Here is a 12,749-nt window from a genome sequence, read left to right as displayed (position 1 = left end):
GCCGTCTAAAATGGTGAAGTCTTTGCCATGTTCAGGTGGACCAGCTTGTCAGGGTTCACCGTCATATAAAATCTTGAGATACGGTTACCTTCGAGCTCTACGGATAGGACATAATGGACGGTTTCACCGATCATAAATACGAAGCCTGGCAATCCATTAACCGTTGCATGGTGATAAACCATGCCTTCTGGAAGCTTACTGGCCGTCCCAGTAAAGAAAGCAATAACCCGTTCCGTTGTAAGAATCGGGTTAAGCGCTGCTTTCACCTTACCGCCGCCATCCATGATAAGTGCAACGTCCGCCGTTAGCAGTTCCATTACACGACTGATGTCACCACTTTCAAACGATTGCATGAATTGCCGAACGATCTGATGCGCACGCGCTGTTTGTGTTGACGTCGGGGTCTCCTCTTCCGTAGAGCGCGGCATGCCTCGCCTTGCCCGGTGAAAGATTTGTCGGCAGTTGGCTACACTTTTGCCGGTCAAATCGGCAATTTCTTCATAGCTGAAGCCGAACGCCTCTCGCAAAACAAAGATGATGCGTTCGACTTCACTTAACTGTAGCAGCAAGAGCAAATAGGCCGTGCTGATCGTATCTCTCCTTATGCAAATATCCTCGGGGCCACCCCTTCCTTCGACCAGCGGATCGGGCAGCCACGGACCGATATAAGTTTCCCGTTGTTTGGTCTGTTTCCGAATTCGGTCTGCGCACAAATTGGAAGCAATACGACAAAGATACGATTTTGTGTTGGTAACGGATCTCTCGCCGTCTCGTTCCGTCCAAGCCACAAACGTCTCCTGTACAATATCTTCGGCATCCGATACACTGCCGAGTAACCGATAAGCAATCGAAAATAACAACGGTCTATACAATTCATATTGTTCTGCGATATTCATGGTACTCCCCTTGTTTCGGCATTGATCGGTTTAGTAATTCAACAACGGCGCGCTTGGCGCTGGCCGCCGCGGCATCCACAAGCAGTTCGCCATGTCCGGCCCAATCGCCAGCGATATAAAGATTTGGCAACTCGGGGACAGCAGGACCGGGCGCTTCCATGCGTTCAGTGTGAGCATAGTCGTGAACAACCGTTATATGCGGTAAATATTGAGTCGCTTGCAATTCCTTCCTCCATCCTGGCTGTAAAATATCCATCATTCGCTCCAGATCGGCTTTATCCTGCTCAGCGTCAGGCTGCGAAGAACCGTGATATTTCAGGATATGAACCGCAAGCTCACCATTATCGCTAAGTTTCGCCGCTCTCGACTGATTGCTAAATAGAAAAGGAGAATCAAGCCCCATGACAAACTGTACTTTTGGATTAGGTAGCCTTCGCATCCCGAGATCAAGACAGGCTGTCGTGACTGGTCGCGCTTGCCGACACCATCTTTCGAGAGCTGTCTTCTCGGAGCCGCTAACGATTTTGTAGCATTCGGTCGGGGGGACGGCCAAAATGACTGCATTTGCATAACGTACCTCACCGTCCGCGAACCGGATTTCGTAGAAGCTTTCTACTGAATCTGGTTGGGCCGACGTTTGCCGAGTGACGCTAACCACAGCTTTCCCCGTCTCGGTCCGTACACCCGCCTTCATCGCTGTTTGGCGCAGCCGCTCTATAATGGAACTCCATCCACCGTTCACATACAATGCTCCGCCATTAAGGACATGATTCACTTGTCGCAGTGCCGGCCCAGCCGATTGAATCTCGGGCCTATGTGCAAAGGTGGCCGTACGGCACAAGGCGTAGATCATGTGTCTGACCTCCGGTTCGCGGATGGATCGTTCCGCCCATTCCTTCAGCGAGCCTTGTGGGAGGTTTCGTTTGTCCAGCTTTTTTAGGGACATCATCATGCGAGCCAGCTCTACTTTGCCCCTGATCGAAAGCAAACGTGATGTCATAAGCGAAAGGGGAGAGCCGGGCAAGTCATAGAGCTGTTTCTCTCGTAGCATATGACCAGCCATCGCCGGTACGTTGCCATCTGGTGTTGCGCCAAGCTCATTGAGGATACGAAAGCATTCACCATCTCTGTAAATCGCATGCGCGCCCAGACTAAGGAACACTCCATTTTTATGAACCGTCAGGGCCCTGCCGCCAAACATCCTCGCTTTTTCAGCTAGCATCACCCGCTGTCCAGCTTTCACTGCATACGCAGCGGCAACCCAACCGCTCATTCCTCCGCCGATAACGGCAACATCCCACTTTTCCATTTTTAATCCCTCCAATCGATTTACACATAAGTCTTTAGAGGGCTTTTTTTTGTGACACGGTTTAGGAAAAATTCCTGATTGACTTGGACGTCAATCGATCAAGGTGTAGGAGTAGGAACCGCTGGCTCGTTCTCACCGCCCAAACGGCGGCGTGCCGTCTCTCTTTTTCCGACTGCCGGCAGATGCTCACCCGCCTTGGCCAATCCCCAGACAGGCATATTTCCGTAAAGACATTCGTATTTTCCCGCATCGACCAAGTACGTCTCGTGAAAAATCCCAACCGTTCCATCCGTTCCTACTGCTTGGTTGAACTTCCTCCACGCGCTCAGATGATTGTGGCTTTTTCTCGCGTATTTTTCCAGATGCTCATAGGATCGCCAGTACTGGATTTGAGTGATTTCACGCAGATTAAAATGCGAAGTGTGACCCAACAGTCCGAGCTCCGGGTGCTGGTACAATTCTCGCATCATGCCTCCCATAGCGTTAGCTACTGGCATCCACTTGTGAACGGCAAGCATACGGTTGATTCGCATCCCGATGATAAACACGACGAAAGGTCCTTCCACTTGAGCTGTAAAACGCCCCGGAACTACTTTTGCCATCCGACTCCCCTACCTTATCAATGATTTGAGGTGCAATTCGTAACACGCCATATAATCAGACACATGAAACAAATGTGCCGTCAGATAGGCTCCGTAAAACATCGAGAATAACAAAATAACGGCTTCCTCCTCCGACAGGTGAAGGGCAAGCTGACCGTCTTCGGCTGCTTCTTGCACGCACTTTTGGAACAGTTGATGCAGACCAGTAGCTCTAATGGCTTCTCTCTCCTCATGCTCAGGGAAGCGCAAATACAATTCAGCATCAGATAAAAGCGGTACACACGGGTGCATTTTTTGCTCGGCTAAAAAGCTGATAAGGCTGAGCATGATCCCAGGCTGCTTCTCGCTATCGCGCGTAACCTTGGCAAAAATATGCCGAACGGCTTCCCAACCTCTCTTGCCCGTACTCCGCAACTCAACGAAGCACTCTGCTTGCCATATACTCATGTAATAAATCAAGAGTTCTTCCTTTTGCGGGAAAAATTTAAAGAATGTGACCTTCGACACCTCTGCTCGTTCGCAAATATCATCTACCAGTACATTGCGGAAGCTCCCGTCTCCTATCAGCTCCAAGGCAGCGTCCAGTAGGGCGAATTTGGTTTTTGCTTTCTTTTTCTCACGTAACGATAATGCTTCTGCCATCTTGTACTCCTTTTTCCATATTTCCGCTTGCGTTTATCATAGTATATAAATTAACTTGAGTAAAGTTTTTTATTTGAGTAAAAAAACAGCACATCCTCTTTTGATAAGGTGTGCTGGCGATACGGCAGTAGTGTTGGGAAAGTCCATCATGAATGTTACGAAGAACGATCTCTTACGCCAAACATGCTGCATAGAGCCACGACCAAAAACACGGCGGAACCCAAAAACAAGACAGCCGCGCCTGCAGCGAGTCCGTAGGATTCTTCTTTTACGGCCAGATACGTGCCCGCTCCCATCAAGATCGTAGTAAAAAGAAAAAAAAGGAACATACCTGAATTCTCCAAAAAGCCGAGAAGCTTTTTAAACCGTTTTTTCTCATTCGGAACCCACATAAGCAGAAGAACAGAAGTGGAAAAGAGAAACAATACGATGCCCCCGAGAAGCATGCCACCATCCAGACGATACGAAACCGCATCCTGAAGCAGATAAAAACTAGCATAAAGTAGAAGGCCTAGCAGAAATGTTCCGAACAATTTTACAAGAATAAAGATAGACCTGATCATTGAAAGTGTCTCCTCTCCCTAAAGTAGCGCAGAAGCCGATCACTCAGCTCGTAAGTTAGACAATTCCCTCAGTCGCGGTTTTTCTTACCATTTATGATAGTATACTCCTATCTCATGTCGTTTACCTACATTGAATTTAATTTCTACATCCTCACCAATGTGAAAATAAGAACAGAACTTTAATCAAATCACGGCAAATAAAATGAGTAAGATTGCTAAGCTTGAATGGGGGAGAAGGGAAGCAATCGTATATGATCGGTGAGGTAACGTAAGTTCGGTCCTCCACAAACAAAGCCAGTCTGACACTTTATTGTCGTGTCGACTGGCTTCTTGGTTATTTCATCATTTTCCCCATCCGATAGGCTGCTTCCATGATGTAAGGCGCATATTGGCTCATTTTTTCAGGAGTCAGGCGGTTGGAAGGACCCGACGCCGCAATAGACGCTACCAATTGTCCGTTGCGGTTGAATATCGGGACGGCTACAGCTGCCGTCCCCAGCTCCCTCTCCTCCACACTAGTCGCGAAGCCTTGCTTCCTGATTTGATCCAATTGCTCAATAAAAGACTCCTTGTTCACATAGTCAGGCCAATTCGGGTCGCTGATGACTTCCTGCAAAATGAAAGGCTCTGCATATGCAACAAGTACTTTGCTGGATGCCCCCACCGCTAGTGGCATACGCGCTCCGATTGGCGCCACCCTGCGAATCGGCTGCTTGCTCTGGACTGCCTGTACGCGAATCCGCTCGTTTCCATCCCGCACGTACAGACTGATCGTTTCCTCCACCAAATCCCGCAATCGCTCCATCTCCGGCAGCAGCAATGTCGCAGGATCATCGTTTTGCGACAAATTGGCGGATAACTCCCAAACCCGAAACCCAAGTCGATACTTCTCCGTCTGAACATCTCGTATCAGAAACCCTTTGTTCTCCAGCGTTGCCAGCAAACGATGCACGGTACTTTTATGCAAGGAGAGTCGACTCGCTATCTCACTTAGGCCCAGATCCGTTGCGTCCGTAAAACAGAGCAGGATATCCAAAGCCCGATCGACTGCTCGAACGTTTGCTTTTTGTTCTTCTTCCATAAGTGTTTGACACCTGCTTCCTACTTTGTTCCGATCGTTTCGTCTGATGAAACGAATATGCTACTTTTCAGTATACGAAAAAATAAAGCATAGTAAAGAGTGAATCCAAACTAACCAAGTATAGCGTGCTCCGGGCAAGCTCTTCGCTGGTCTCGGCCTTACCCCGAACACGTCGTTTTTCTAAGCAGTCTTTGTCTGCTTTTCTGGATCAATACAAAAAGGTGATCGTCAAACCAGCAGCAGGAAGTGGTGGTGCTGGCGTCATGCTCGTCACACGGAAAGCCAAGAGCCGTTACCGCGTCCAGCGCGGACCTTCACATCACACGTTGCGTGGCAAGTTGGAGACGTACAGGTATTTGCGCAGAAAAATAACTACCCCTTACCTGATTCAGCGCGGGATCTCACTGGCACAGGTCAATGGTTCCTTGTTCGATGTAAGAGTGATGGTCCAAAGAAGATCAGGCTCTCCCTGGGTCGTCACCGGAATGCTTGCAAAAGTAGCAGGCAGAAGCTATATCATCACCAATGTCAAAAGAAGCGGATTATTGAAGCCAATCTGCGACCAGACATTACCCTGTTCCTGAAGCTTGCCGACAAATCGATGTACAACAGCATATGTGCCTATCGAAGGCACGTATAAGAAAAAGGGGAACCGTTTTGTCGCGGCTCCCCTTTGATCTGATGTGATTGTCCCTTTAAAAATCAAAATTGTCCGGGTCCGGCCCAAAACGCTTGTTGTCATTCAAGGCATTGATTTTTTCTACATCCTCAGCACGTAGAGAGAAGTCAAAAACATCTGCGTTCTGGCGAATCCGCTCTGGTGTGATCGACTTCGGAATCGTGACCACTTGGTTTTCCAAATCCCAGCGAAGCACAATTTGTGCAGGAGACTTGCCATATTTTTGTCCCAATTCTACCAAGAGAGGATGATCGAGATTTCCTTGCATCAACGGGCTCCATGCTTCTAGTTGAATTTGGTGCTCTTTGCAATACGCATGTAATTCTTTTTGGGTAAGCAATGGATGATACTCGACTTGGTTGACAACCGGAATGATCTCGCTATGTTGGCGCAAATCCTCGAGGTGGTGGCTATGAAAATTACTGACGCCAATCGCACGCACATATCCATCGCGGTACAGCTTCTCCAAGGCCCTCCATGTATCTACATACTTACCTTTTACGGGCCAGTGAATCAGATACAAATCGAGCGTATCGATCCCCAATTTTTTCATACTTTCATCAAAAGCCTTCAGCGTTGACTCGTAGCCTTGATCCGCATTCCATACCTTGGTCGTGATGAACAATTGATCGCGATCAATCCCGGCTTGACGTATTCCTTCGCCTACGCCGGCTTCGTTGCCGTAGATAGCTGCCGTGTCTATACTGCGATACCCCGCCTCAATCGCGGAACGGACGGCCAACGTTTCGTTTCCGTCTTTTGCCTTCCAGACACCCAGACCCAGCCAGGGCATCTTCACCCCGTTGTTCAAAACGGAATGATCTGTGATATGTGTTGCCATTGGATCTCCTCCCGTCTAACGCTGATATGTACTTACATTAAGAAAGTGTATCATAAATACTGAATGAAGCAAACCTTCCTACTCTTGCGAATCTTGATACACCACGTCTTCTGTCCCTGCTGCCAGCGGTTTGATCGCCCACCACCTGATCCTTGCCCGATCTGTCTGAACAGCCCCCTTCACCTGAACGCCAATCCGAAACGTTCCTTTCTGCGGATAAACGATGACCCCTACGGCAAAATGCGCTGCATCTGTCGCATACTCCGAATCATCAAAAACACTGCTATGCCCGTACATTACTTGCTCATGTTGGGAAAGCAACTCATCGATCACATCTGCATGAAAATCCTCGATTCCTGCACTGACATACACGTTCCCTTTTCCGAGGGAGTGCTTGAGCTCCTCTGAAAAATAACGATTGCCGATCTTGACCCCAAACGGCCAGTTGGACGAGTACGGCTCAATCGGTATTTCTACGACGCCAGTTGCTACTTGTTCATTTGCCTTTCCGGGTCGGGGCAGCCCAAGCTCAAACTGATAGACAGACGCCAGATTATCGTAGCTCACATCGAACTGCGGCTTATCGCCTGCCGCGATTTCTTTTACACGCGTGGTCACCCGAAAGGAATCCGCATGAGACCCTTGCTCGACCGGTTTTCCCTTCTGCGCACGCCACGCAAGCTTTTGCAAAAGCGCTGGTGTATACACGTACTCCCCAAACGGAACAGGAACAACCTTCTCAATTACATAGGTCGCATTCATTTGCAGCAAGCATACTTTTGCCAAATAAAGAAAAGGCTGTTCGGTTGCCTGTGTCACCTGATCCAGCTTGCGATTGTAGTAATCGGACACGAGCCGCTCTACCAGATCGTCTGGCGTGATTTCGATTTTTCCTACAGAGACGAGATCGGTATGCGCCAAGCGATCGCCGAGTCGAACCTCTGCCTTGCCACCCAGCACTGCCAGCTCCACCGTTCCGCGATCCCAGCCAGCCTTGATCGGAATGGAGACGACGTAATCCGTCTCTTTCGCGTCAACAGGCTCTAAGAAGGATACGCTACCGTCGCTGCTTTCCATGACTGTCAGCCCCGGCGCATCCAGCTTGTAGTGGAATTGCACGCGTGAGGTTTGTACCGTCTTCTCAATGTGCAACTGCAAGGAAAATACTTCACCCGGGTTGACGTATCGTGGAGTCGCCTGCCAAATGCGTACCTGTGGATCTGCATATAGCAGCACTCTTTGCTCTACCAATTGCACCCCTTCGATGGAAGCAGGATGTGGTGCCTCCTCTTTGATAAAAAGCCGATATCCTTCTGCCACCCGGTTGTATTCAGCCATTTCCTGCTCGACGGTTTCAGAGACGGAGAAGACCTGTTCTTTGCCTTTTTCATCATAGGCCAAGCAGACGTACACATTTTTCGCGTAATCGTTGTTGCTAAAGCCTTCCATCATGGACAACTTCAGCTTCACAGGCTCAGGAAGCACGATTTCCCTCCCGAGATAATCAAGAGCGACTCCAGCCTCTACCGAAATCTGCTTTTCGTCCACAGCGATCACCTGCAAACCGCATACCACTCCACCCCCGTGTAGCAACCGATTGGTGAGCCGACGTTTGTCATTGAAATAGCGCTGTTCTGATTCGAAATCTCTGACGGTCAACAGCTTCCCTTTGAAATACACATTCCGTTCATGGGGAAAATAACGCAGATTCTTCATCTTGAACACCTCACTTTGCGTAAAAATCTTGGCTTCTTATTCCAGCTCTGCATCCAGGCCAATCCTCGTGTCATAATCGATTCGTCTGCTGCGGTCCTTCCCACTTAGCACTGTGTTGTATGGCATGGATAAATTTTGATCCAGCGTGAGAAACGACGGCTCTGTTAAATACGAATTAATCCCTACGTAGCTATGGAGGTCGGCGTAGATGCCCGGGCGAAGAACGATGAGCTTCGCCTCTGTAAAAGCAGGCTTTTGATCTTCCAAAATCTTTTGCAGAACCGACTGCTCCCGCTCTGTTTTCGCGCATTCCTGCGACACGATCAGGCAAAATTGATACGGATGATCCATATACAAGGAAGAGATCAGCTCGTGCAGCTCAGGGATCGCCTTCATGTCCCTGATTTGAAAATACTCCACGATCATCGGGCGCTCCCCGGTATATAGCTCCACCATCTTTTCCAATCCTGTACGAGTGCCCCGCTCTGCGTATAGCTCCGGCGCACGACGAATCAGCTCTCGGTGCTGTGCCTCTGTCCAATGATCTTCCCTGCCCATCCCTAACCAGGAAGCCAGCCAAGGGACGAACTCGCCAGGTGTCGTATCAGGATCGAACAAACGTGAGAGGGTATCAATCTGTTCCTCCAGCTCCAAGTAAAACGTCCCGAAAAGGGAGAGGAAGCGTTCCAAAAAATCAGCACTGACAGGTTCACTTTGATAAGTAGCTGGCAGATACCGCAAAAATGTATCGCGCGGCGAGTAAATCCGCATTTGCCTGAGCAGCGGCGAGTGGCGGTCGGTACCTAGCCATTCGATTTTGAGCCATAAATAGCGGCCTTTTGCTGAATGAAACAGCGCATCGGAGGCGTTGATGACTGGCTCCGACCATAGATTGGCCGTCCTTTGCAGCTTGGTTTTCCAGTCCATATCGTCTGCCAGCAAAAAATCATCCAGATTGCGTACGGCTCCATGAATCACATGCTCTTTTCGATCAGAAGAAAATGTCGAGATGAGCAATTGCGCTTCTTCTGGTATGTCTGCATCCAGCGTGAATTTATGCCAAACCGTTTCAAATTCCGCGCTATCCAGTGCAGGTGAGAAGTAGATGCCCATCGGTATACCGGTCTCATCCAGGTTGGACGTCCGCGAGACGAGCCTCAACATGGTCAGAACATTTTTCTGTGCGTCCCAGACATACAGCCGTTGCTGGTGGTCAAAAACGAGCTTGTCTGCTCGTCCGTGGTAGTTGGTCAATGGCGCAAGTGCTTCTCCCGTTGGTTGAAAACGCAAAATGAATCGGGTATGATCATGAGCCGAATCGATGGAACGACTATCCCCCACATAGAGAATAGGACCTGGACCCACTGCAAATCCTGCGGGCTTGGTTCCTGACGGGATCGCCAGGGTGCACACATCGGAGCCTTCCGAAGAAAACCAAAACACTTGATTCGTCTGTGCCAAAAATAGATAGGCAATGCCCGATTCGGCAACAGACAGGCGAAACAGCCTTCTTCGTCTGATCTCACGAAGGGTAGCTGTCTCTGTTACTTTCAATTCCGCATGCGCGTATGTAGCCTCTATTTTGCCTGCCCGATTCAGCCGAAGGACGACGACTTGTGTCCCCGCCGCGATTTCCTTTCGTTCGCTGTCTCGTTCTACAACCAAGGGTGTCGTGATATAAAGACGTCCCTCTTCATCCAGTCCTGCATCCAAAGGAAAAAGCCGCTGTCCTTCCCTATCTTCCCAGCTCCAAACGCATTGGCCGTTGGTTATGGAATACGCTCCGACTTTTCGCCTCGCTTCGGGGTCGATGATGTACACGTATTCTTCGTCAGCGACGAGAAACGAGTCTTTGGAAAACAATCCGCGTCCAGCGCGAAACACAGTCTCCTTGAAGTTGTTGCTGTCATCGTAATGCGTGATCTGTCCGCTTTCATCCAGCCAAAGCAACGAACCGACGTGTGCAATGGCAAAATCCAAGAGTCGAGAGTGATGTGTCGTCCCAGCTTGATGCACATGATCGATCACATATTCGGGCGATTTATTCAGCGCGATCCCCTCGTTGGAGACGTGAAGGTTATACCAGGCCCCCCGCTGCCAATCGGACGGATTGTTCAGGGAAAAGAAACGATTCATTGTATCCATGCCCACTCCTCCGTTTGTTCCCGTCTATCTTTCTCTATCCAAAACGAGCTCCAGAACATGCTCGCCTGAGTACACCAGCCCATGACGCGGAATCTGAATATCGCCCCCTTCATCCCTGATAATGCCTGTGCCCTCTGCGGAAACCCACAAATCCGTCACGTACAGCACACCCTCGATCTGGTTTAACACCTCGTAGAGATCACTTTTATAAACAGGTCGGCCAAATTCCCATCCTTTTCCTTGGTGAGTCGAAGGATTGTGTACATCCAATGGTTTTAAATATTGCTTCAATGCCTGTAGCGCGATCTGCTTTTTGTCTGCAAACGCAGGCTCCACCACGATTGTCGCAAAAACGGTCACTTTGATATAGACTGGGGCAGCCACATGGACTTCTGTTGTCAGCAGCCTTCGCTGATCCAATTGGTGACGAACGGTCCTTAAGGAACCTTCACTTGGCAGTGGTGTCGGCTGGTCGCTGAACGGGACGATAACGACGGTCATTTGAGCGGCTGCGTTTTGCTCGGTAGCGTCCATTTCCCCTACTTTATACAGGGGGATTGCCTTTGCACGGGCTACTCGCAATCCGGGTGTCGAGAGTGCGATGGCCTCATAATCTTCTGCTGTAACGGCCCGCTGCGGTTTTTTCCATTCCATTCTCATCCTGCGTTTGGCTTGGTCGATCGTTTCGCGCTCGCTTCCCCCGCAGGCTGGACGGGGATTCGTCACCTGCGCGGTGGTTCGCTGCCGGGCGAGCTGGAGGAACCGGGTAATTTGGCCACCCTGTACATTCCCCTTCGCCCCTTGGCCTGTCTGACAAGATATGATCCGAATGCCTGCCATGCCTTCCAGCCTTTCGGGAATGGCTCCGTGCTCATTGTTGCCAAACACAATTTCTGTTCCGTCCGCATCAATCAGCAAAAAATGGCGATCCTGTGGCCCCGAACGGTCAAAATCAGCGACCAGCGACCAGTCTTCCCAGACGGGGAACGGACTGCCCTCGACCTGACGCGCCACCTGAATGACAAACGTTTCTGGCAAGATCGATTGGACGTTCAGCCGAAACACTTGATGTGGCAATCCACTGCTCTCTCCAATGAAGCGCTGCCCCGCAAAATCACTCCGATAGGCAATGACTCGAATATTTCTGCGGCCCTCAGGCATCGCACTTCCAAACCGAATCATCGTTGTGCCCTGTTCGGGGTCGCGTGAAACGCGAAACGAAAATACGCCTGTATCGGCTTGGTCTGGTTCATCTTGATCCCATCCACTTTGCCACTGACGCCCCTTTTTGCATTGAACCTCCACAGTGCCTCCATACGATAGCGAGCTGGAAAGAACAATCGTCTGATCCGCTTGACCGGTCCCGTCAAACTCCCATACCTGACTGAAGGTTTCGCGTTGGATGGCGCTAACGGTGTTCAACTCGATTTTTTCCATACGAGGAGCCAATTCGAATCGACCTGCACGCAATGTCGCACAGAGCCAAAAGCGAGGCCGATCATTGGCGGGGTAAAGCATGAGTGGCTTCATTGCCCCTTCCAGCTCGATCAGGACTCGTCCCGAAAAGGAGAGATTCATCGTTTCATCCGAGACTGGTGGTAACGGACTCCATCCCATTTCTTGCGTTCGTTCGTTCTGTCCATAGTACTCCCACATGAGAGTGGCTGATGGAACGAAAAGAGACGGGGGCGTAAGCGGGACAATCGGGACAGGATAGTCTTCAAACAGACGCAAACCAATTGAAACTGCCTTCCCTACTGGCAGTGGCCGATCAAAGCCGAGGTATATCTTGTTCCCTATCTTTGGTTCTTGGCCAAATGCGTAGTAGGAAACACCGTTATGCGCATTGGATGAACTTACATCCGCCGTCCCGCTTTCTGTATGAACCAGAACACGCTCCAGGCTGGCCGGTACCAGAACAAGCGAATGTTCCGTCTCGAAAGGAAGATTCCCCGCGAATAATCTCGTCTTCTCCGGAAGGATCGCTTCTTCTGACACGTCGTAAAACGTTACATCCGTCGTCGCACATGACTGGCTCTTTGGGTGTATACCCATGAGCTGCAAAAATTTGCGCTCGTTCTTTTCCGTGATCCGATTGAGGTAGTATTGCTGCATTTCCATCAACCACGCGAACATTTCCAAAAGCGTAATGCCCGGATCGTGATGACGGTGATCACCCCATTCTGGCTGCAGCTTGGGGATCGCGTTTTTTGCTTGTTCGACGATCTCTTCAAAGTGGCGATCATCCAGATTCTTGGATGGAAGCATAGCGCAC

At 49.9% G+C, this 12,749-nt stretch carries 11 protein-coding genes; 1 reads left to right on the top strand and 10 read right to left on the bottom strand.

Features of this window, described 5'->3' with window-relative positions; all coding sequences use genetic code 11:
* Positions 1-5 precede the first annotated feature (5 nt).
* The 6 genes from EL268_RS09080 to EL268_RS09055 form a co-directional block, all read right to left on the bottom strand.
* The gene (locus EL268_RS09080; RefSeq protein ID WP_106654544.1) at positions 6-896 is read right to left on the bottom strand and encodes an RNA polymerase sigma-70 factor; all 891 of its coding nucleotides are present in this window, start codon (positions 894-896) and stop codon (positions 6-8) included.
* On the bottom strand, positions 874-2,205 hold the full coding sequence (locus EL268_RS09075; protein WP_106654543.1) for a phytoene desaturase family protein: 1,332 nt from the start codon (positions 2,203-2,205) through the stop codon (positions 874-876). Before EL268_RS09075 ends, EL268_RS09080 begins: the two co-directional genes overlap by 23 nt.
* 98 nt (positions 2,206-2,303) lie before the next feature.
* The gene (locus EL268_RS09070; RefSeq protein ID WP_106654542.1) at positions 2,304-2,807 is read right to left on the bottom strand and encodes a DUF4188 domain-containing protein; all 504 of its coding nucleotides are present in this window, start codon (positions 2,805-2,807) and stop codon (positions 2,304-2,306) included.
* Between the two features lie 9 nt (positions 2,808-2,816).
* Positions 2,817-3,449, bottom strand: a complete 633-nt coding sequence (locus tag EL268_RS09065) for a TetR/AcrR family transcriptional regulator (RefSeq protein ID WP_106654541.1) — start codon at positions 3,447-3,449, stop codon at positions 2,817-2,819.
* A gap of 155 nt (positions 3,450-3,604) precedes the next feature.
* Positions 3,605-4,012 (bottom strand): hypothetical protein, encoded by a 408-nt coding sequence (locus EL268_RS09060; protein ID WP_106654540.1) that lies wholly within the window; start codon positions 4,010-4,012, stop codon positions 3,605-3,607.
* A 334-nt stretch (positions 4,013-4,346) separates the two neighbouring features.
* A complete protein-coding gene (locus EL268_RS09055) occupies positions 4,347-5,093 on the bottom strand; it encodes an IclR family transcriptional regulator (RefSeq protein WP_047071855.1) in 747 nt (248 codons plus the stop codon).
* Between the two features lie 125 nt (positions 5,094-5,218).
* On the opposite strand from EL268_RS09055, the gene EL268_RS09050 reads away from it, so the two are divergent.
* A complete protein-coding gene (locus tag EL268_RS09050) occupies positions 5,219-5,677 on the top strand; it encodes a YheC/YheD family protein (protein ID WP_232030362.1) in 459 nt (152 codons plus the stop codon).
* A 111-nt stretch (positions 5,678-5,788) separates the two neighbouring features.
* On the opposite strand, the gene EL268_RS09045 is transcribed toward EL268_RS09050, so the two are convergent.
* From EL268_RS09045 to EL268_RS09030, 4 genes are all read right to left on the bottom strand, one after another.
* Positions 5,789-6,613: an aldo/keto reductase gene (locus tag EL268_RS09045; protein ID WP_106654539.1), complete on the bottom strand. Its 825-nt coding sequence runs from the start codon at positions 6,611-6,613 to the stop codon at positions 5,789-5,791.
* Between the two features lie 78 nt (positions 6,614-6,691).
* On the bottom strand, positions 6,692-8,329 hold the full coding sequence (locus EL268_RS09040) for a hypothetical protein (RefSeq protein WP_106654538.1): 1,638 nt from the start codon (positions 8,327-8,329) through the stop codon (positions 6,692-6,694).
* A 36-nt stretch (positions 8,330-8,365) separates the two neighbouring features.
* Positions 8,366-10,474: a phage tail protein gene (locus EL268_RS09035; protein ID WP_106654537.1), complete on the bottom strand. Its 2,109-nt coding sequence runs from the start codon at positions 10,472-10,474 to the stop codon at positions 8,366-8,368.
* 24 nt (positions 10,475-10,498) lie between these two features.
* Positions 10,499-12,742 carry a putative baseplate assembly protein gene (locus EL268_RS09030; protein WP_106654536.1) on the bottom strand — a complete coding sequence of 748 codons (2,244 nt, stop codon included), beginning with the start codon at positions 12,740-12,742 and terminating at the stop codon, positions 10,499-10,501.
* Positions 12,743-12,749: the final 7 nt, after the last annotated feature.

This window comes from Brevibacillus brevis (genome assembly GCF_900637055.1).
Taxonomy (GTDB): Bacteria; Bacillota; Bacilli; order Brevibacillales; family Brevibacillaceae; genus Brevibacillus; species Brevibacillus brevis.
Note: the sequence above shows the minus strand (reverse complement) of the source record. Positions and strands in the feature narration are given on the sequence as shown.

Bases quoted from the DNA above. Each gene is read 5' to 3' on its own strand.
- EL268_RS09080 (WP_106654544.1), bottom strand. From the start codon at position 896: ATGAATATCGCAGAACAATATGAATTGTATAGACCGTTGTTATTTTCG.
- EL268_RS09075 (WP_106654543.1), bottom strand. From the start codon at position 2,205: ATGGAAAAGTGGGATGTTGCCGTTATCGGCGGAGGAATGAGCGGTTGG.
- EL268_RS09070 (WP_106654542.1), bottom strand. From the start codon at position 2,807: ATGGCAAAAGTAGTTCCGGGGCGTTTTACAGCTCAAGTGGAAGGACCT.
- EL268_RS09065 (WP_106654541.1), bottom strand. From the start codon at position 3,449: ATGGCAGAAGCATTATCGTTACGTGAGAAAAAGAAAGCAAAAACCAAA.
- EL268_RS09060 (WP_106654540.1), bottom strand. From the start codon at position 4,012: ATGATCAGGTCTATCTTTATTCTTGTAAAATTGTTCGGAACATTTCTG.
- EL268_RS09055 (WP_047071855.1), bottom strand. From the start codon at position 5,093: ATGGAAGAAGAACAAAAAGCAAACGTTCGAGCAGTCGATCGGGCTTTG.
- EL268_RS09045 (WP_106654539.1), bottom strand. From the start codon at position 6,613: ATGGCAACACATATCACAGATCATTCCGTTTTGAACAACGGGGTGAAG.
- EL268_RS09040 (WP_106654538.1), bottom strand. From the start codon at position 8,329: ATGAAGAATCTGCGTTATTTTCCCCATGAACGGAATGTGTATTTCAAA.
- EL268_RS09035 (WP_106654537.1), bottom strand. From the start codon at position 10,474: ATGGATACAATGAATCGTTTCTTTTCCCTGAACAATCCGTCCGATTGG.
- EL268_RS09030 (WP_106654536.1), bottom strand. From the start codon at position 12,742: ATGCTTCCATCCAAGAATCTGGATGATCGCCACTTTGAAGAGATCGTC.